The sequence below is a fragment of the Paenibacillus sp. strain BS8-2 genome (assembly GCF_054483835.1).
In genome coordinates this window covers 4,619,374-4,640,282 of the sequence record NZ_CM137010.1, presented here as the reverse complement: position 1 = coordinate 4,640,282, position 20,909 = coordinate 4,619,374, and the positions used below count along the sequence as shown (strand labels likewise).

General features: G+C 47.2%; 14 protein-coding genes. 3 read left to right on the top strand and 11 right to left on the bottom strand.

What is annotated here, in order from left to right; genetic code table 11:
* Positions 1–142: 142 nt before the first annotated feature.
* The 4 genes from ACX1C1_RS20075 to ACX1C1_RS20060 all read right to left on the bottom strand — a co-directional run bounded on the left by ACX1C1_RS20075 (position 143) and on the right by ACX1C1_RS20060 (position 2,965).
* Positions 143–1,027 carry an ROK family protein gene (locus tag ACX1C1_RS20075; RefSeq protein WP_458953933.1) on the bottom strand — a complete coding sequence of 295 codons (885 nt, stop codon included), beginning with the start codon at positions 1,025–1,027 and terminating at the stop codon, positions 143–145.
* 16 nt (positions 1,028–1,043) lie between these two features.
* Entirely contained in the window at positions 1,044–1,463 is a 420-nt protein-coding gene (locus ACX1C1_RS20070) for a hypothetical protein (protein ID WP_458953932.1), read from the bottom strand.
* Positions 1,464–1,581: 118 nt separating this feature from the next.
* Positions 1,582–2,493 carry a class I SAM-dependent methyltransferase gene (locus tag ACX1C1_RS20065; protein ID WP_458953931.1) on the bottom strand — a complete coding sequence of 304 codons (912 nt, stop codon included), beginning with the start codon at positions 2,491–2,493 and terminating at the stop codon, positions 1,582–1,584.
* A gap of 70 nt (positions 2,494–2,563) precedes the next feature.
* Complete coding sequence (locus tag ACX1C1_RS20060; protein WP_458953930.1) at positions 2,564–2,965, bottom strand: Rrf2 family transcriptional regulator; 402 nt, start codon at positions 2,963–2,965, stop codon at positions 2,564–2,566.
* Between the two features lie 388 nt (positions 2,966–3,353).
* On the opposite strand from ACX1C1_RS20060, the gene ACX1C1_RS20055 reads away from it, so the two are divergent.
* A complete protein-coding gene (locus tag ACX1C1_RS20055) occupies positions 3,354–4,601 on the top strand; it encodes a carbohydrate-binding protein (RefSeq protein ID WP_458953929.1) in 1,248 nt (415 codons plus the stop codon).
* An 85-nt stretch (positions 4,602–4,686) separates the two neighbouring features.
* Here ACX1C1_RS20055 and ACX1C1_RS20050 read toward each other — a convergent pair whose 3' ends face one another.
* The 6 genes from ACX1C1_RS20050 to ACX1C1_RS20025 all read right to left on the bottom strand — a co-directional run bounded on the left by ACX1C1_RS20050 (position 4,687) and on the right by ACX1C1_RS20025 (position 15,353).
* Positions 4,687–9,702: an S-layer homology domain-containing protein gene (locus tag ACX1C1_RS20050; protein ID WP_458953928.1), complete on the bottom strand. Its 5,016-nt coding sequence runs from the start codon at positions 9,700–9,702 to the stop codon at positions 4,687–4,689.
* 91 nt (positions 9,703–9,793) lie between these two features.
* Positions 9,794–11,359 (bottom strand): extracellular solute-binding protein, encoded by a 1,566-nt coding sequence (locus ACX1C1_RS20045; protein WP_458953927.1) that lies wholly within the window; start codon positions 11,357–11,359, stop codon positions 9,794–9,796.
* Positions 11,360–11,437: 78 nt separating this feature from the next.
* On the bottom strand, positions 11,438–12,304 hold the full coding sequence (locus tag ACX1C1_RS20040; protein ID WP_458953926.1) for a carbohydrate ABC transporter permease: 867 nt from the start codon (positions 12,302–12,304) through the stop codon (positions 11,438–11,440).
* Between the two features lie 15 nt (positions 12,305–12,319).
* A complete protein-coding gene (locus tag ACX1C1_RS20035; RefSeq protein WP_458953925.1) occupies positions 12,320–13,225 on the bottom strand; it encodes an ABC transporter permease in 906 nt (301 codons plus the stop codon).
* 173 nt (positions 13,226–13,398) lie between these two features.
* Positions 13,399–14,340, bottom strand: coding sequence for a Gfo/Idh/MocA family protein (locus ACX1C1_RS20030; RefSeq protein WP_458953924.1), 942 nt, complete (start codon positions 14,338–14,340; stop codon positions 13,399–13,401).
* Complete coding sequence (locus ACX1C1_RS20025) at positions 14,337–15,353, bottom strand: Gfo/Idh/MocA family protein (RefSeq protein ID WP_458953923.1); 1,017 nt, start codon at positions 15,351–15,353, stop codon at positions 14,337–14,339. Before ACX1C1_RS20025 ends, ACX1C1_RS20030 begins: the two co-directional genes overlap by 4 nt.
* Before the next feature lie 235 nt (positions 15,354–15,588).
* Here ACX1C1_RS20025 and ACX1C1_RS20020 point away from each other — a divergent pair, with 235 nt between their 5' ends.
* A complete protein-coding gene (locus ACX1C1_RS20020) occupies positions 15,589–17,883 on the top strand; it encodes a helix-turn-helix domain-containing protein (protein ID WP_458953922.1) in 2,295 nt (764 codons plus the stop codon).
* Positions 17,880–19,727 carry a family 20 glycosylhydrolase gene (locus tag ACX1C1_RS20015; RefSeq protein ID WP_458953921.1) on the top strand — a complete coding sequence of 616 codons (1,848 nt, stop codon included), beginning with the start codon at positions 17,880–17,882 and terminating at the stop codon, positions 19,725–19,727. Before ACX1C1_RS20020 ends, ACX1C1_RS20015 begins: the two co-directional genes overlap by 4 nt.
* 59 nt (positions 19,728–19,786) lie before the next feature.
* Here ACX1C1_RS20015 and ACX1C1_RS20010 read toward each other — a convergent pair whose 3' ends face one another.
* The gene (locus ACX1C1_RS20010; protein WP_458953920.1) at positions 19,787–20,755 is read right to left on the bottom strand and encodes a GNAT family N-acetyltransferase; all 969 of its coding nucleotides are present in this window, start codon (positions 20,753–20,755) and stop codon (positions 19,787–19,789) included.
* Positions 20,756–20,909 lie beyond the last annotated feature (154 nt).

Sequence of the window (20,909 nt, the reverse complement as noted above, 5' to 3'; positions counted from 1 at the left end):
ATCGATTAACCGAGTAGTAGTCATACGCAAGATCCTTATACAGGTTGCTTTAATCTATAGTGTAACAAAAAAAACGATCGCTGAAGAGATCTCACCAGCGATCGGCACGGATTTAATTGTATTATAACAATATTTTACGTCATTAATTAAGTTGGGTTTTCCAAGCCTCGACACCAAGCGCCAATGCTCCACACAATGCAGCATTATCGCCTAATTTAGGCGAAACGATGTATTCGTTAATGCCATTAATTATATCGTCTACAGCGATATATCCATTCAAGTTCCGTCTTACCTCGTCACGCACAAGTGACAACAGCTGCCCCTGATGCATGACCCCGCCGCCAAGAATGATTTTTTTGGGCGATAGGAGTAAGATCGTAGATGAAACAGCTTGCCCGATGTAATAAGCTTCCATGGCCCATGCGGGATGCTCCTTAGGAAGCTCACTCCCCTTGATTCCCCAACGTTGTTCAATCGCCGGACCGGCTGCTAACCCTTCCAGACAATCTCCATGATACGGACATGCCCCTTCAAACCGATCATCCGGATGCCGTCTCGGCAAGATGTGACCACCTTCGGGATGTGCCAAGCCATGGACTAACTTGCCTTCGGAATATACACCGACACCGATTCCTGTCCCAATCGTGAAGTAGACACAACTGTCCAGTCCTGCTGCGGCACCCCACACGGATTCGCCATAAGCCGCAGCGTTGACATCGGTATCCCAGCCAATGGGCACATTCATACTGCGTTGCAGCGTTTCGACGAATGGGAATCCGGACCACCCAGGTTTTGGTGTTGTAGTGACGTAACCGTATGTACGACTGGATCGGTTAATATCGATAGGCCCGAAAGTTCCGACACCGATCGCCTCAACTCCCTTGTTCTGAAAATATTCGCTGATTTTCGCCATGACAACTTCTGGCGCTTCAGTCGGAAAGTGAATCCGATCTTCGATCTCACCTCGCTCATTGCCGATTCCACAAACAAACTTTGTACCTCCGCCTTCAATTGCTCCAATTCGCATGGATTGCCACTCCTATTCATTCGTTATTTTTATTTGAGTTGTCGTATTCCTTATTCAAAATGTCTAATAGTTTTTTTGCCCTTGATTTTCCGATTGTGTAGACTGTCCCAGAATTAGGTAGCTTACTTAGGGTACCTTGACCGTATCGTTCACTGACCCAGAGATAATATTGTTTGTTGCCTAATGAAAACTGATAAGGGGGATCTTCTATATCGACTTGTCCATGTTGTTTATCGGCATATCGTACGGCATAAGTAAATTGTTTGACCGCTTCTGAATCTGTTATGACACGTTCAGTACCAGGACGGACTTCATGAAACCTAATCATTTGCTGAACTACGACCTCGCTCTCTGGAACACGGAGTAAAAAATAACTCGTGACGGTTCCGATTAGAATGAGAATGGTTAACGAAATGGTGATGGAACGAAATTTCATGTACATGACACCTCCTTACACTATTTTACATCGAATTCTTGCCGAATCCACAGTTTCTTTTCAATAGAAAACAGCCCATCGGCTGCTAAAATAGCAGATGGGCTTAATCAGGGAGTTATTATCGTTGTTCTGCAGACCGTTGCTTTGAACGAATATACATCTGCTGGTCGCGTAACCGAACGAGCACCTTTCCGAATCGCCCGCCTTCCTGGTATTCAACCGTTTCGGACGAATACGTTTTTTCAAGGTATGCTTTGATGAGAGCTTCGCTTCTTTCGTCAGCCGGAAGACCGTGAATGCGAAGCCAAGTCAACATTTCTTTTAGAGCTTCTTCGCGATTCTTTTTGGTTGTTTTCAGCTCACGCGACACAATGGATTCATACGTGTATCCCTTCAGGTATAACAGATGCATCAGATAACCAAATTCCATGATGTGATCTTGAATCGGTTTGTCAGACACAATCGGTGCAATTTCGTTCATCAAGCTGTTTTCTCTGCTGCCCGCCGGCATGCTTAAGTAACAGAATTGTTTGGCACAGCTCAGCAATCTTTCAGTGCTTTCCCAGTCGTTGATTACTGGGCACATGGACACGAATACGAGATCAAATTTGTTTAACCACCCTCGCTTAGCTAAGTCAATATTCTCGAACGGTTCTCTGACAAGCTCTATGGTTCCTTCCGGAGCGGACCGAGCATTCTCGATAAACAACTCGGCTAACGGCCCATTTGGTTCGACAGCCGTTACCTTGGCGCCTCTTTCTGCGAAAGCGACCGAAAAACCGCCGGATGCCGCGCCAATATCAAGTACCGACATCCCGCGTAAATCTACATTCTGACCTTCGATCCAGCTAATGATTCGATTCGTTCTTTTTTTGCCGTCTTCGCTGAATACTTCTTTATTAAATACCGCAGCCTTCGAATCAAAGGATCGGGTCGGATCCATACCTGACGATTTCATTTTATTAACTGCCGTGTAGGGGTCATCCTTCCAAGTCTGTTCCCATTTCGCTGCGTCAAAAATCTCATTCATTGTATTAGCCTCCAATGTATTAGGATTTCGTAGAGTTATGATATCTATAATTTATGCATAAAAACGTCCTTTAAGGAGCGTTTTTAATCGATAGTGCCAAATTGGAGATGGTTTGTTCACGTAATCGCTTTTCCATCTGAGCTTCAGCATCAAGTACCACCTTCTGGATGACACACTCCGGTCCATGATCAAGACTACATTCGAAGAGCGATGTCGTCCCTTCGATGGCATGGATGATGTCCAGGAACGAAACACTCTCCCAGCCGCGCTTAAGCCGATAACCTCCACTAGCGCCAGATGCCGACTCGATCATACCGGCTTTGACAAGCTTCGTTAATATTTTGGACAAGTAGGTTGGCGATACATTCTGCTTATCTGCCAGCTGTTGCACGCCGATCGGTTTCTCCGGTGTTGCAACGGCGAGGAATAACATGCTGTGTAAGGCATAATTTGTTGCTTTGGAATATTTCAATGCGATACTCCTTCCTGCTTTCTTCGTAGATATTATGCATCTATAATAACTCCATTCCGGGTGTCCGTCAAATCCATTTTTATAGTCCATTACAAAATCTTAAAAATGAACAACTCCTTAAACAGTTCTGCCTTAATAATCGTGGGGGATTCCAATATCGGATAATACCTCGTGCTCCCGTTCATTGTTATGCTGAAACTACGCAGCAAGCACCTAGTCTGGAGGTTGAATGTCCTTGATTTGGTGCTTATTTGCGTGCAGATGCAAGCGCTCATTCCTAAGGAAAGGAGTCGAATGTCGATCGCGTTGAATTCACAAAGGAAAGCAGCATGAGAGAGCAGCAGACGGTTCTATCAAGAATCCATTCCAACAAACGGGAGGTAATTTGATGAGAAGCAAGCTGATTTTCACTGCATTAATGTTGTTTCTACTTATGGATGCTGTAGCAGCATTCGCAGCGCCGAAGGTGAATACGTTCGAAAGACCCGCAGCCGGTGGTGCCTACACGCTTAGCGAGTGGGGATTCGACGGGTGGAGCGCACCATGGGATCTCGGTATGAGCAACCGAACAATGATTGATACAGCCTACTCGCATACGGGAGGCAAGTCGCTCCGTGTATTCTACCCGCAAGGTCAGATCGGCCCTCAGAATTCCGGAGCGCAAGCCCCTTTCACGCTAACACCAGGGCAAGAATATTATTTGTCCTACTGGGTCCGTTTCAGCAGCGATTTCAGTTGGGGCACAACGGAATATGCGGGCAAGCTAGGGCTTGGCTTGGCTGGCGGCGCGGCATGTTCTGGCGGACAGGCTTGTACAGGCTACAACGGTTTTAGCTCACGTATTATCTGGCGCAGCGGCGGTCAGGCGGCTATCTATTATTACCATATGGGCAATAACGGACAATATGGTGATTACGCAATCCTTAAAAACAGTAATGGAACCGATGCGTATTATCAGAAGGGTCAATGGATCAACATCGTACAACGCTTGAAAGTGAACACGGTTACAGCCGGCAATGCGAATCCGGACGGACAAATCCAGATTTGGTACAACGGTGTTTCTGCTGCCAATATTTCGGGACTCCGTTTCGTACGTAACGCAGATAAAGTGGATAAAGCGTATTTCTCTTCCTTCTTTGGCGGCGCGACATTATCCTTTGCCCCAGCCAACAATTCGTATGTGTGGTATGACGATATTAAAGTTTCCACATTGAAATCGGATATTTGTGAGCTGGATGCCGGCGGCTGTGTGAGCCGATTCTACCAAGCAGAAAATTATTCGAACATGTCAGGTGTGATGACAGAACCGACACCGGATACCGGCGGCGGATCGAATGTCGGAGGCATTGATGCGACCGATTGGATTGCATTCAGCAATGTGTCGATACCGACTGCCGGCACTTATTTGATGGAATATCGGGTAGCCTCTCCTAATAATGGAGGAAAGATCTCATTAGATATCAACGCAGGCGGTACCGTACTGGGACAGGTTGACGTACCGAACACAGGCAGCTGGTCGACTTATCGAACCATTACGCATACCGTTCAGATACCGGCTGGAACCCATCAGTTCGGGATCTACGCGGTTGCAGGCGGATTCGATATTAACTGGTGGAAGCTTACGAAGTTGTACTAAAGGCGTTGGAGCAATAAAAAGCCCGGTAACGATGCCGCATTCGCAATTGGCAAAGTTACCGGGTTTTTTTGCGTGTTCCTCAGGGTTATTCTTTGTCGATCGTTCGTAACATTCTTAGAATAGCTGTAATCGCCTCTGCCCTAGTCACTGTCTCTTGAGGAGCGAACTGATTGCCTGGGCGCCCTGTCATAATTCCTAACCTTTGCAGCTCATGTGTCGCAGCTAACGCCCAGCTAGGAATATTGGATTCATCGGCATATGGAGTCACATTGTTGTTGTCCGCTTGCTCTACTCCTAGTGCTCTTGCAAGCAATACGGCAAGCTGAGCCCGAGTTAAACCATCCTTTGGTCTGAAGCTGCCATCTTCAAAGCCATTCATCAAACCAAGCTCATCAGCTATTGCAATGGCTTTGGCGGCCCATGGCGAGATTTGACCGCTGTCCGAATAAATCGGTGATGAAGCGGGTTCGTCAGCCGGTCGAATCGCATTGATGATCATGACGATCATTTGTTCCCTCGTGACCGTTTGATCCGGACGGAATGATCCATCCCCAAACCCTTGTGCAATACCGAGCCCTACTGCTTCTTCAATCTCTTTCTCCGCCCAATGCTGTTTGACATCCTTAAGCGGTGTCTGAGGCTTAGGTGTGCTCGTTGGAGCAGGAGTCGCAGTTGGCGTCGGTGTTGGGGACGGTGTCGAAACCGGTCCCGTGCTGCTGGTTGGTGTCGTGATCGGTGTCGTAATAGGATCCGTTGGATCTACAGGATCTGTAGGTTCAACCGGCTCTGTTGTAGTCGGCTCCTCATCACCCTCTTGCGTTACTTTAACAAGAAGATAACCATTGTACGTTGTAAACGGCAATTCCTCGTCAGCATATCGTACGCTAGTTGCACCTGGTGCATAGATGACCAGGTTGGCGTTTACTGGCTCTTCTTGTTCATTCAAAGAAACGGTCACCGTATTGCCTGCGATCGACGTTGTTAGATTGACTTGTTCTGCATCCATGTCTGTTCCTTCTACGAATGCATATTGCAAGTCACCGGACACTAGCGCCCCCGAACGGTACACAAACAAATGAGTACGACCGTCAGTCATCTTCACTTCCACTTTGTCCGATCCGAGCTTGCGAGTCGATTCGATCTTGCTTGTTCCGCTAAATGGTTCCAGGATCGAAACAAACTGCGCGTTCTCACCATACACACGATTTACTACCGTTGGCGTATAAGCGCTAGTATCATTGCCTGGTCCTGGAGATTCCCCGACAATCATTTGAGTTGCTTGTTCGGTTGTGCTTGTCAGACTAAACAACTTTAAGCCATTGCCTGCGGATGTATGCCACGTGCCTTCCCAGACACCATTAATATCGGCATATTGACCGCCCCGGAAGAATGGATATGCGTCATCCGTTCCCAAAGGACTCGTCAACTCTTCCATTTCGGTATCTGTCTCAAACTCTCCGATGCCCCGCATAACCCAATCATAATGATGTTCAGTAGATGATTCCACGCTGAACAAATCAATTGCATAGTCGGGAGTTACCGCGACAGTACGTTCGTATTTGCTCATGTTGTCGTAAGCTTTACTGGATGTATTCGTCATGATCCCGAAGTCATCCGACGGTAAGTAAATCTTGGTTGGTTCATAAACTTCTACGCTGCCCGTGGTCGGGATGTTCTGTGTCTTCCCGTCTACTACGACCGTATTATGCGAGAAAGTCTTTTTGTAATAGGATGTATACATGGAGTTACTGTATGGCGGGATACCTAGATCCGGTGCCAGACGTTCCCCTTGTCCGAACAAATCGAGATGCAGCTTGTCAGGATGGCCGTGATAACCGCCGTGTAGACCGTAATCGACTAAAGCAAACACCTGGTCAATACCTTCTCCTACTCGGATGATGGAGTGTCCCAATCCTTCGAAGTTCAAGCTCTCCGATGGTAAGCTGCCGCCTGTAGGAATCGTTTCTTTGCCATAGAATACAGCTTGTTCGCCAGCAATGCCGCTTGATGGGTTGCCAGCAATTAAATGGCCTCCGCGAGGTCTACCGTTGTCGACATACAATTTGTTTAATAATGCACCGTAGGTTGCATCTTCATACTGTGCATATACACCCTCGTAATCAATAGGCACGACTCTTCCAGGCGCTCCCAGATTCGTTGGGTATTTCCCTGAATCGTTACTGTTGATAATGCCGAGATCCGGATACGCATATTTAAGAGTCGCATCATACGTTCTCTTAAAGTTCGCGCTCGCGAATAGATCGTATCCCATTTCTTTGAGCGATTGTGCGTGGTTGAACAATGCAGATTGCGCATAGAAGTGGTACCCGATCGCGCCTTCGTACCAGAACCCATCCGTTAAGACGCTGTTTGCCATTTGATAATTAAAACCGTTAATACCGTTGACCGAAACGTCCATCAGTGTTTCGCTTTCTAGCACAGCGCCAATTGCTCCGATAGCGGCATTATGCCAGGTTTGCCAGTTCGACTTGCCGACGTTGTAATTTTGCAGCGTCTTGGCAGAAGCCGCGAACAGGTTTTGTTCAATGCCGAATTTCTCTGCTGCATCAAGTACCCCGCTTGCCTCAATTAAATCATAAGCTTGCACAAGCTGGATCATTTGTACCGCTTCATCAAGCGTTTGATAGAACAATCGTCCGAATTGCGGCTGTACAGAGAAGCTCGGATATAGCTCCGAATAACGTACTAAAATCTCTTTTGCCTTCTCGGCATATTCGAGTTCTCCCGTTAGAGCGTATACAAGAGCCAAATTACGAGCAGCTTCCACGTTAAGCGTGTGTGTCGTGAAGCGCCATCCTGCATCGACCCCATCACCGGTCACATACTGGTTCGTCGTCGGACACATGTGCTCGTGTGGAGAAGTATAATCATACTCCAAAGTGACGTCGCCACATACGAACCAAGTCGTTTGACCTGCCGGTTTGGTTGGATAATACACTTCTTTGTCTACCCAAACATCCGCTTTGGCCTTAATAGCAGCGAGATAATCGGCAGCCCATTTATGATCCTCAACCTTTTGCTTAGCATCTTCGATGCCTTGAGCCGTTGTCATCACATAGGGATGAGCCTTTGGATTGTCTTGTTCTTGTCCTACTTTTACCTCTAGCTCGACCTTGGCATCTTTGCCTCCTCCGATGGGTCTCACGTTAAGTGTTGCCAGCTTAGAATCACCGGCTATCGCTTCGGATGCTACATCCACTTGTACAGAAATATCAATTTCTTCGCCAACGCCTACGACTGAAGTGCTGCTGTCATAGGTAAGCGTATATCCTGCTCCAAATGATTTCTGCGTGGAAATTTCGTATGCAGTAGCTTCGTCGCTAATATTGCGGAGCGAGAAGTTATAATGCAGCGTGCCTCCAGGAAGCGAACTTTGGCTGATGAGCTTGATGGATGGCTCCACCACGTTTTTGGCTAATGCCAGCTCGTCAAAATAAATTTTTTCATTCGAATCGATTCCTGTCTCACCGTACCAATTGGGGTGGATGATGATTTTGCTGACATCGCTCAGCTTAGCGGTTCCTGTTGAATTCAAGAATTTGCTGAACGGAATCTCGATCTTTTTCCAGCCCTTCCAATCTATATTGAAGGAGCTAAGGAAATAATCATTGCCCGTTGTTTCGGGTACGTTGGCGTACAGGAGCATATATACCTTTTTGTTGGTGGGTTGCTCCGCATACACCCAAAACTCGATTTGATCGTAGTCATCCCACGGAATGTTGTTTCTCTCTGTGAGATGAACGGTCGCATCATTACCATCCTTACCGACAATGTCAATTGCAACGGCCGAATTGGTCCATGCTGCCGAGTTATTGCCGATTGCGTGAGTGGTTGAATTAGCAACCGTACTCCACCGGAGTGATCCCGCAAGGAAATTTTCATTGTCGCCAAGCTTGAAGCTGCTTTCGCTCGACAAATCGATCATATAATAATAAGACATAAGTTCACTTGAAAATTCGCCGCGTACGGCTTTTGTTACAAGAGTTGCGCTTGCGTTGACATGAATCGGCGAACTATACAAACGATAAGCGGAGTCAGGCTCCCCCTCATATTTGTAATAAATTTGTGCATCTTCCGAATCGGAAGTTAAGGTGACGAGCTGATCCTTAGGGAAGTTGCCCGCTTCCGGACTTGCTTTCACTTCTCCGACGTAATTCGGATCGATCTCAACCGTATAATTGTAAGTGGTTTCGGCGCTGCTGATTCCATTCATGATGGATTTTACGACCAACTCTGTTGTTTCGGTGAACTCCATTGCACCTGAATAAAGAACAAAGTCATTGTCGATGCCCGTACGTTTGTAATAGATAGAGTTGGCACCTTTCGGTGTCGATTCGCTTGCAAGTGTTACTTTCACTTTGTTCATATATGTTCCGCTTGGTTTGTCTGCGACGGTCGGGAACAACACCCCATTACCAGTCAAGCGGAAGTCGTCCAGATAAACCGCTAGCTCTGGATCGATGTTCGTGCTGCCGAGTGCTATCGGATCGAAACGTACAAGGTCCACTGGACCAAATGGCTTCGGCGAACCCGTAACTTGTGATTTAACAGTGGCAAGCGGAACTTCGATTTTCTTCCATCCCGTCCAATCCAGCATAAAACGGTAATAGTAATGTGGTGTCGAGTCACCCTTCATATAGAAACGAAGCTCTACCGGTCGATCAGCCTGATTACCTGTACGCTGTTTGACATTATACGCCCAGAACGTAAGCTTCTCATAGTTGTTCAAGTCTACATTAAGGTTTGCTTTCGAATAAATCATTGCCCGGCCACTTATCAGTGTTGACGGATTAGCAGGATCGGGTAACGCCAGAATCCATTTTTTCGATCCGGTACCCTCATGAATGTAGGCTTCATCGGTATTGATCTGAACGGCGAGACCTGACGTGCTCGCTGTGTCTCCAGCAGTGTTCACTGCATTCGAATCCATATTGTTCATTTGAAAATCAAGATTGAGCGGCGTTCCTTCGGATGCATAGGACTCTGAAGGGAGTGCCAAGTTCGCCGTTGCGAGCAAGCCGAACAATAGCGATACGATGAGCAAGGAAGATAACGGTTTACGGATTTTTGATCGTGTCATTGCATCTCATCCTTTCATTTCGCAGGTTGTCAGAGAACAAGCCTCGTTAAAGCTAACGAGGCTTGTTGGTCAATCGGTATGACAAGGAGGATTACTTCACAGCTGCAAGAGCACGATCATGAGCGGATTTGTACAGGGCTACGATCTCTTCATAACCCAGTTTCTTTTGCTCCTCAACGAAGTTGCTCCATTCGTCGAAGCTGCGGGAGCCCATGATGAACTTCGCGAAGTTTTCATCACGGTTGCTGTTCAGCGAATCGCCTTTAGTGCTTAGAATTTGTTGCTCGTCCGGTGTAAAGGAAACCGTGATTTTTGGATCGCTATCATACTTAGGTGCTTCAGCATAAGCAACTTTCAGCTCAGGAGAAGACAACGAGATATGTGCGTCATAATCGAACCAAGCATAAGTGCCGTCCGTCGAAAGACCTGTTTTCTTCCTCATATCAGCTACGTCAGTGTACTTCTCAACGAAAGCGCCATTCGAAGAAGTTTCTCCATCGATACCCCAGCTAGAAAGCTTTTTGCCTTCCTCGGAGTAGAAGAAGTCGATGTATTTTACTACATCTTCAATTTTGTCAGTTGTAGAAGCGATCATAAAGCCTTCTTCACTTGTTTGCGTATAAGCGTTCTTTTGCGGACCGCCATCCCAACCTGCAGGCGGCGCCATGAAGTTCATATTGAACTCAGGGTTAGCAGGACGAAGTGCGTTGTTGTAGAAGTCAATCCGGCCAATGTAATCAAGCGTTACGAATGCACGATCAGTCGAAACGATATCTTGCCACATTTTTGTGTCGATCGTCAAGAAGTCTTTAGGAATAAGTCCTTCTTTGTAGAATTTGCTGAAGTATTCAAGCATTGTTTTGTACTCGTCAGCAACAGCAGCATATTTCCACTCGCCAGTAGCGGAGTCAAAGATTACACTTGCTTTCGCCGCTTCGACATCAGCCGATACGTTGAAGCCTGCGCCGAAGTCATAGAAGTAACGAAGTCCGTTACGAACGGTCAGCGGGTAGCTGTCTGGATATGCTTCCTTCAATGCTTTCAAGACGGTATAAAGCTCGTCCCAAGTTTTGGGCTGCTCCAGACCATGTTTCTTGAACACATCTTCGCGGAACATCCATACACGGCGGTTCGTGTCGCCGATACCTTGGTTAGGTGTCATGTACATTTTGCCATCTGCGGAGATAAAGTTCTGAACTTCTTGCGGGTATTTCTCCATGAATGCTTTGAAATTAGGCATTTGGTCAACATAATCGAGAATGTTGATCAGCGCGCCTTGTTGACCGAACTTGTCAGCCGCTGCTTTGGATTGGATCCACATCAGGTCAGGCATTTCTCCACCTGCTACTGCCAAGCTGATCGCATCCTCAAGCAAATTGCCGGAAGGAAGCTGGACATCGAGCGTAACGCCCGTTTTTTCCTTGATCATATCCCAAACCATCCAGTTCTCATCATAAGGCCAGCTTGGGTTGCTGTAGTTCAGGAACGATAATGTCGTTTCCTTAAGCGGCTCGCTTGTTGCGCTAGCCCCTTCACTCGGCTTAGCTGTAGCATTGGTGTTCGTGTTGCCTTCTCCGTTGTTGCCTGAGCAAGCGCTTAGCGCCAAGCTCGATCCAAGCACTGTTGCAAGCATTACCGTTGACCATTTCTTCTTCATGTTTTGCCCCACTCTCCTTGGTTTGTGTCAAACATTGCCTTGCCCGCTTGCCTTTGCTAACTTCCCATATCCTCTATATTAACCTTTGACCGACCCGATAAGCGCCCCTTTTGCAAAATACTTTTGGAGGAACGGGTAGACCAAAAGAATGGGAACCGTCGTCACGATAATCGTGGCATATTTGAGCGACTCGTCGACGATTAAAGTATCGCCGCCGATGCTGCTCGCGCCATTCGCGCCGCCTGCACCTTGTAGCACCATGTTGCGGATAATAACCTGGAGCGGAAGCAGATCCGCATCGCGCAGATATAGAAGCGCGGAGAAGAAGTTGTTCCATATCGCAACGCCGTAGAACAAACCAATCGTAGCGATAATTGCGCTGGATAACGGCAGCACCAGGCGGAAGAAGATGCCGATGTCCGTTAATCCGTCGATCTTCCCTGATTCCTCTACCTCTTGCGGCATTCCCATAAAGAATGTTCGCATGACAATGAAGTTCCACGAGCTTACAGCAGTAGGTATGATCATCGCCCAGATCGTGTCAATCAAGTTATAACTCTTCACGACGAGAAACGTAGGAATCATGCCGCCGCTGAAGAATAACGTGATGACAATCATAATCATGAATGGACGCTGGAACATCATTGTTTTCTTGGACAGCGCGTAAGCGCCAGCCGCCGTTACGAAAAGCGATAGGGTCGTGCCGAGCACGGTATATAAAATCGTGTTGATGTAGGCTTTTCCAATATCGGGATTATCGAATACGGCCGAATAGGTGTTAAACGTTAATTCCTTGGGCCATAAGAACACTTCGCCCCGGAGTACCGGTACCGTTCCGCTAAGCGATACGGCGATCATATAAACGAATGGGTACAAGGCGGATAATACGACACATCCAATGACGAAATAGATGACGGCGTCGAAAATTGTAAATTTAGCTTTCATACTCGTTCTCCCTCCCTACCATAAGCTCGTGCTGCTGACTTTGCGGCTAATCCAGTTCGCGCTTAGAATGAAGGCTAGATTGACGACGCTTGTGAATAAATCAATAGCCGTACCATAGCTGTAATTCATGGACTGGATCCCTGTTCGGAAGACGTATGTGCCCAGAACGTCCGCGGTATTGTAGATGGACGGGTTAAGCATGAGCAATACCTTCTCAAAGCCGATATCGAGCACTTGACCGATATTAAGGATAAACAAGATGATGATCGCCGAGCTGATGCCAGGAACCGTGATATGACGCAGTTGATGCCAGCGGTTCGCTCCATCTACTCTTGCGGCTTCATATAGCTGTGGATCAATCGCGCTTAATGCTGCTAGATAAATGATCGTCTCCCATCCGATGTGCTGCCAGATCTCGGAGAGTACATATAATGAGCGGAAGTAATGATCGTCTTGCATGAAGTTAATCGAATCGTAGCCTAGCCATTCAATAAGGTTATTGATTATTCCGTTCGATGGAGAAAGGAACAAGAACATCATACTGACGACGACAACGTTCGAGATAAAGTGAGGCAAATAACTGATCGACTGTGCAACCCGTTTGACGACTTGCTGTCTAACTTCGTTTAATAGCAGCGCTAGAATAATCGGTGCCGGGAAGCCGAAGATGATTTTGTATAGTCCCAGCAGGATCGTGTTGCGCAATAATTTTAGGAAGTCGGGGCTCTCAAAGAACATCGTGTAATATTTGAGTCCGACCCACTCGCTATCCCATACACCCTTAAATGCGTTGTAATCTTTGAATGAGATCAGTATGCCGAACATCGGAACATACTTGAACATGATGTAATACAAAAGCGCGGGGAGAAAGAGTAGTAATAAATATTTGCTTCGATTGAATCTACTTACGAACTGCGCCATTCCTTGTCCTCCTGTCTGATCTGCACTTCCTGTCTATGCCGTTAACAATACCGGGTCATTGCCTTGCTCAACAATCGCCAGTGCTTTTGAAACCTTGCAATTATGCGATCAACCTCATATTCGTCAATAATCTTAATTGTTGAGAAGCGGTAAATTCGGCAAAAATGCTGATTTTACAACAAAATTCGTTTGCCGCCGCTTTCTACGCTTTCGTTGGCAGCCTCTAGAAATCGGATGATTGCCAGTGTCGATTCCGGTCCAATCGGAGAGATGCCGCTTCGGAAGAATGCAACAATCTCATCCATTAATGTTGTCAGATAAGGTTTCCCCTCCGACAAATCGTTGATCATCATCGAACCTCGTTCCCGGTGGATCGAGGCGCCAAAACCTTCATTACCAGTGCGGAAACCTCTTATCGTTCCGATCCTGCCATCTTCCCATTCGGCCGATGCGAAATCTCCCGACTTCGTCCGATAAGCTGTGACTGCTATACAGCGTGGTCCGAATGTTCGGAATAACATCTCTGCCGTATGGATCCCATACCAGAAGTATCCAGGCTGTGTTGGTTCAAGCTCCATTGGTCCATGGAAGTCGGCGCCATGGATTCGGCCTAGTGATGAATCCGACAATGCATCTGTCAGTGATGCAGCATATCGCAGCGCGGAGCAGCTCATCACCGGCACACCAGCTGCTGCAGCCATGCTCATCATACGATTAGCAGCTCTGGCATCCAGTGAGAATGGCTTGTCGACAAATATCGGCTTGCCGTATGCGACCAATCTGCCGAATAGATCCTCTCGACTTCTGCCATCAACCGCTTCGAGCATCCAAGCGTCAACTCGCTCTGCCACTTCGTCCAGGCTATTCAGCATTTCGACATCGTATCGCTCCTGCAACTCGTTGCGGAAACGGTCATAACGCGCGTAACTCATCGCAAAGTCCGGCGAAGGTTTCCCCGGCCATGCAGCCGTTATGCGGACACCTTTTCGGTCACGACTCCCTTCAACATTTTGATCTTGTAGAAGTTTAGCGAAGGCAATGACCCTGGTGTTGTCTAAGCCTGCTAATCCGATGCGGATGGGCTTGTCCTCTTGAATTTCTGCATGAGCGGTCATAGGGATGTCGATCCTTCCTGCAAGCCGTAATTGCTGATGACGACTTCCTTACCAAGCTCGCTTGAACGATACAAACTTTCGACAGCCGCTACGACGCTTCGCGAGTAGGCCATGGAGCATTCGGGCTCTTCGCCGCTCTCAATCGCATGGATGAGATCGGTGATCTGCATGCCTAGTGGATGCTCCAGCTTCTCAGCTTGTACTTCCGTATACGCGCCGCCAGTACTTGTCCACACACCTATTCCTGTACGAAGCCTCAAGCTGCCGCGTGTAAACAACAGTTCCGTCTCATCAATTGCAGCACCTGGATAACCCGATTGACACACAATAGCCGGGATGCCGGCAGATGTTTCGAAGAAAGCGACACCGCCGCCTTCGATATCGCCTCTGCCAAGGTTGTAGTCCACAGAAGCGCGAACTTTCGTCATGTAATCATTGGTCAGCCATTGGATTTTGTCGATAGAATGCGAGCCCAGATTCGTTAGGATACCGCCTCCAGCCTTTGCTTTCTCAAAGAACCAATCCGGTCGCTGCGGCTTGTTGTATGGCAAGTGGCGTCGATCATTGATCATGACTAACGTGCCAAGCTCGCCGCTCTGCAGCAGCTTCTTCGCAAGTCGATTCTCCGGCGAATAATGCTGCGTGTGTCCGACCATTAATGTGACGCCTGCCTTGCGCACAGCCCTCTCGATTTCATCGCATTCGTCCGTGTTCATGGCCATCGGTTTTTCAAGCAATACATGACATCCTTGCTCTGCCGCGAAGATCGCCGACTCTTTGTGCAAGAAATGGGGCAACGTGATGATGGCGATATGAGGCCGTTCCTGCTCGATCATCACTTTATAATCGGTATAGGCATGGATGCCGTATTGCTGTGCCAACATCTGTGCGCGTTCTTCAGCGATATCGGCAACTGCACAACTTTGTACACTCTCCAACGCTTTAATTGCCTCGAGGTGCGATGCCGCAATGCCTCCACCACCAACAATCGCGATACGATATACTTCCTTCATTGATTTCCCCCCTCTTCGTTTATCCGGTCACCATCGTAACAAGTCATGGGGGCAAATTGTATCGTGAGATCTTCGTTTCCTTCGCCGATTTCCGCTAAATACGCGTAAAATAGCCTTAATCATAAAAAATGAAAAGGATCGTAAGCGTTGATTATTGAGCCTTCGACATATCGTCATGCTATACTCATTTATATGGATTTGGTTAAGCAGAGCGTTTAATGAAAGGAAATGTGACATGAAGCGATTGATCCCGAAACTTAAAATTACTAACAACCAGCTGTCACTTTTTTACACCCTGTTCTGCAGTTTTATAGCAATCATTTTGTTGCTTGTTTCCATTAATTTAGCTTCCTATTCGTTCTTCCGTGATCGAATTAAGGACGAAATTATTATTAACAGCGGACTTAACCTGAACACGACGGTTACCAATTACGAGAAACATTTTAAGCTGATGCGCAGCTTTATGTTGGGGTATTTGTTCGAGAATGATACTCAGATTATGAAAAGCGGCACAAGCGCCATGCACTACGACGTCGTGACTAGAGTGCAACGAGAATTAATGAATACAATGAACAACTCATTATTTTATTTGGACAACATTATTTATTTCTTCAAAGACACCGGCTTTGTCTTCGATCGAGACGGTACTCGTGATGCGGACACAATGTTCTCGAAGTTTTATGCGAGCAACAATTACACGGCGGATTTTTGGAAGCGTCAGGTTGAGACGGTTAACAGCTTTAAAGTTTATCCGACTGCTGTATTCCGTCAGGAGACGGTATTCGAGCAATTCTCACATGGCAACTTAACGCCTATTCTCATTAAGAGCGCCTACGACGATCGACTCGCTTTCATTCTTCTCCTCAAGAGCGCCAAGGCTTACGAAGCTTTCCATCAACCGAAGCCAGGCAGCAGTCTGCTTATTTTGGACGAGAATCGCGAGCTGATCTTCAGCTCCTCTCCATCTGCAGAGCTGCCCGTCAATCTACAGTCGACAGGTGTGATGACCGGTAACGGTTATGTCAAAGTGGAGGATACGTTCTATTTCTTCCGGACTGGTACGGAGACAGGCTTCACATACTTGGAGATCGTGACAGACCGTGGCTTAACCGAGCAGCTGCGCAGCCTTAACACGCTGATGTTCGTTCTGCTTGGCGTATCTGTATTAATTAGTCTCGCCGTATCCTTTATTATTGCGAGGAAATTCCACAATCCGCTGGCTAAGCTGATCAAATCGATTCAAGCATATAGCGTTCTCGGCGGGCCGGGAGCCGCGAGCAGCCGGATCAAGGAATTTAATATGCTCCATTCGACGCTTCGTGATCTATCTCGTTCGAATGAGCAATTCCACTTGGATCTGCAAGCCAAAAACTCGATGCTTCAACAATTTGCTTATATGTCGAAGCTTAAGAAAATCGGCGGAGCGGCTGGCCTTGAGACATCGCTCGACGAAGATCGACCGTATCGAATCGTTTTGTTCCAATTCGAGTTTAAGGATAGATTCCTGCAGGAGATATCCAGCTCTCCGCATCGCGCTTTCAACACCTACAAAGAGCTTATCGACGCCCATTTCTCCAGCATGTACGAGGAATCGCTTACGTTCCAGCTCGAGAAGGATCAGATTCTGTCCATTCTTTTCTTGAATGAGGAGCAAGCCGAAGCGAAGGATGTGGAAATTCGTACGTTGATCCGGATTTTTGATGTGGATGCCATGTACTGTAACTTCACGATCGCACCGAGTCCCGTTCGCAAACATGCGACGGATTTCGCAGAGACGTATCAGAATGCCCATGATCTAATACGGCAACGTAAACTTGGCGAAGACGTTCAAATTATTACGGAATGGCAGCCTCACCCTTCGTTATTAATTCCATCATCTTCCGAAGAAACGGAGTTAACAGCCAATCTTCAGGCAGGGGTTGATTCGGTTACGATACCGCTCGTCGAGAAACTTCTGGATCAGCTTGATAAAGCCGGTGCAATGGCTTCTCAATTCCAAGAGTTCTCTAAAGATATCGTCAATCGTACGATTAAAGCCATGTATACACAGAATATTTCCGTTAACGCTGTTACCGACGGAAGCACGGTTTACGAGCATCTGAAGGCTTGTCATACACTTGAACAGTACAAGTCCTTCTTCCATAAATTCTTGACTCGCTCAGCAGCTGCCATCCAAGAGAAAAAGTCGGGTTCTGACGCGATTACGAAGTTTGTTATCGAATATGTAGAGGCGAATTATGGAGGCGACCTATCGCTGGATGCCATTGCTTTCAAGCTCGGGATCACAGGTCCGTATTTGTCCAGTTATTTCAAAGAAAAAACAGGTACGAACTTCAGTGACTATATCTATACCGTCCGAATGAACAAAGCAACTGAGATGTTGATCGAAACCGATCTGTTAATCCAAGAGATCGCTTCGCTAGTCGGATACTTCACTGTCGCTTCCTTCAATCGCGTCTTCAAGCGGTTTACAGGAATTACGCCTAGCGAATTCCGCAGGCAGAATAAGAAATGGGAGGAACAATCATGAATCAACAACTAAACGCATTACCTCTACCTAAGACAATTACGGTTCCCAATGATATCGCAGCAACATACATCCACCATGCGCATTATGATATCGTATTGTCTATGTCTGTTCCTGATTCTCGACTTGTGGCTGCCATCAAACGTATGTTCTACGGTCACGAACCTATACTGGAGAATGTAGAAGCCGAATATCCGTATGTAATGTTCTGGGGTCCCTTATATGAACGCGACATGATGCTCCAGCTGCCCAATATCACAGCCATTCCAGAGCAAGGATATCGACTTCGAATGGCAAGTGAATCGATCGTCGTTGTCGCTCAGGACGCAGCCGGTTTATTTTATGGACTACACACGCTTAAGCAACGGCTTGATGCCAGCACAAACGGCCAATTAACGGCAATCGATCTACTGGATTATCCGGACACGGCGGTACGGATGATGAACTATGACTTCCGTCAAACCTTCTCAAAGCCGGAGCTGCTTGTCGAATATATCGGCAAGCTAGCCGAGCTTAAAGCTAATGCTTTATTAATCGAATACGAAGACAAGTTCCCGTTCGAACAGGAACCTGGTCGTCACTTCGTTCATCCGAAACACGCGTTAACATCCGAAGAATTTGAACTCCTCTGCTCTGCCGCTCACGAACACTTCATTGAGATCGTGCCGTTGCAGCAATCACTTGGGCATCTCGAGTACATTCTAGGACGCGATGATTATCGGCATTTGCGCGAAACTAGCTCCTCTACTGGTGAGTTATGTCCCCTTAAGGAGGATGCTTTTACCCTCGTAACGGGCTTGATACGCGAATTGGCAGAACGCCATCCGAATTCGAGGTACATGCATCTCGGTTGCGACGAGGTCTACAGCTTATGCGAATGTCCGGATTGCCGCATACGTTTCGGTAATTCTCGTCATGCGGCATTCGTGTATTTCGTCAATCGATTAATTGCTTTTACATGCAGTATGGGCAAGCAACCGATCATATGGCAGGATATGCTGGACGATAATTGTCCGGATTGGGTGCTTGCGGAACTGGATCCACGCGTGACGGTCATGATCTGGCACTACAATGGCAAGAATATCAGTGGACTTGTCACTCCACTAGCTGTTCGACTGCGTTCTTATGGAATAGAGGTCTGGGGCGCTCCGGCGGTTCGCTGCTTTGATCGTAAGGATGACCAGAACTACCCGCTTGTTGAAGCGCGTTTATCTAATATTGGTCAATGGTGCGAGGTTGCGGATAATCTCACTCTAGGCGGGCTTGTAGGAACGAACTGGACGGCTGTGTTCAGTCTAGGTGTGCCTTACGGCATATTCGAAACGACCTGGTATACGATGGCATATTTTGCAGATCGAAGCTGGAATCGAAGCATTCATGAGGCTGATGACCGATTCATAGAACGTTTCTTATATTCTTTCCATGGAATTGATCCTGTCCACGCTGCTGAAGTCGTTGGCCCCTATACCAATGAAGACTATTACGTGCTTGCCCCCAAGCTCGCGAAGCTTGCAAGCCGTAACGTGGACATCTTGGAGTTGATCTCGATTATGTTGGAATTCGAGACAGCAGCCGACAGATCGCGAACGATCCACAAATATGCATACCGTCATGCCCTCCACACGCACAGCGATGCGGAATGGACATCATTAATGAATAATTACCGAATAACCCGAACGGGACTTACTCGTACCCGCACCACGATGGACGTTGTACTTCGTCGATATCAGCCTGAGAATATGGCAGAGCATTACGTTCTATCGCGGTATTACGTACATGACCATCTCGAAGAAAGCCTGTATAAGCCGATGGGCCTTGAAATACCATCCCAGCTACAAAGTTCATAGAACAATAAAGAATGACGGCGCCAAGGGATCATCCCGGCACCGTCATTTGTTTTTCCCTGCTATTCCGTTATATTTTTTTCGTATTTGGCGTAGGTTCTCCATGTGCTGTATCCAAGCTTGCCATAGAAGTCAACAAACGGTGTCGTATCGATCACAATCGATCTTGTCCCTCTTTGCAGCAGATAGTGAATCGCCGCTTGTACGATCGAGATCCCGTATCGATATCCTCGGTAACTTTCATCGATGCCAAGCGGACCGATGCCGCCTAGCGGATCTTCGAACGTTGGCGCCCAATAAATGTTTTGCGCAAGCAGCGGTGAGTGCTCATCATTGATACGACAGAACCCGATCATGTCGCCGTCTCTTTCTAGCAAGACATATTCTCTGCCTGTACCGCCTCTCTTCCAATATTCGCGGTGCTGATAATCCCAACCGCCAGGGAAGCAACGCGTCATAAAGGCCTCCATTCGTTCTCGATCCGAAGCCGTTGCAACCGATAATGCAGCACCTTCTAGCGCCGGCAGCTCGACTTGGTCGTCCTCCGAATAATGGTTGACCAGATCAAACACGTTTTCCGTGTTCTCGTAACCCCGATTCTCGAACCACCGTTTTGTTGCTTCATCTGGCTCTGGCAATCCAGGGAACAAGCGGCTTTGCAAGTCATTGCCTAACAGAATACGTCTTGCGCCGTGCTTTATTAGTGCATCCTCCGCTCGACGAAGCAACCCGCTGCCAATACCGGTTCCTCTTCTTTGTTCTGCAACGAATAACGCCTGAATCCATCCAATATCACGACGAATACCGAACGGTTCCAGATCATCGCGGTATCCTTTGGTGATTACAAAACCTATGACATGGTTCTCACTCTCATCGAGGGCGATCCAAGAACCTTCTTTCAACCAATTGGGGTCCTGAAATACGTTTTGCGTAATCAAACGATCCCTCATAGGGAATGACTCCGACCATTCTTGATTCCATAATTCTACGATCTTATCGAGATGTTGTTCTGATAATGGCTCCAAACGCATGACATTTCCTCCTCGCATACGGACAACTAATTATCGACTTCATTAACCGTATTTCTATCATAACTATAGTCGATCATGGATGAGCAACCAATAAGCAATTCTTTTGATTCTAAGTTAAATCTCCGCTTTGTCGAAATCTTTTGGTTGCATGGCA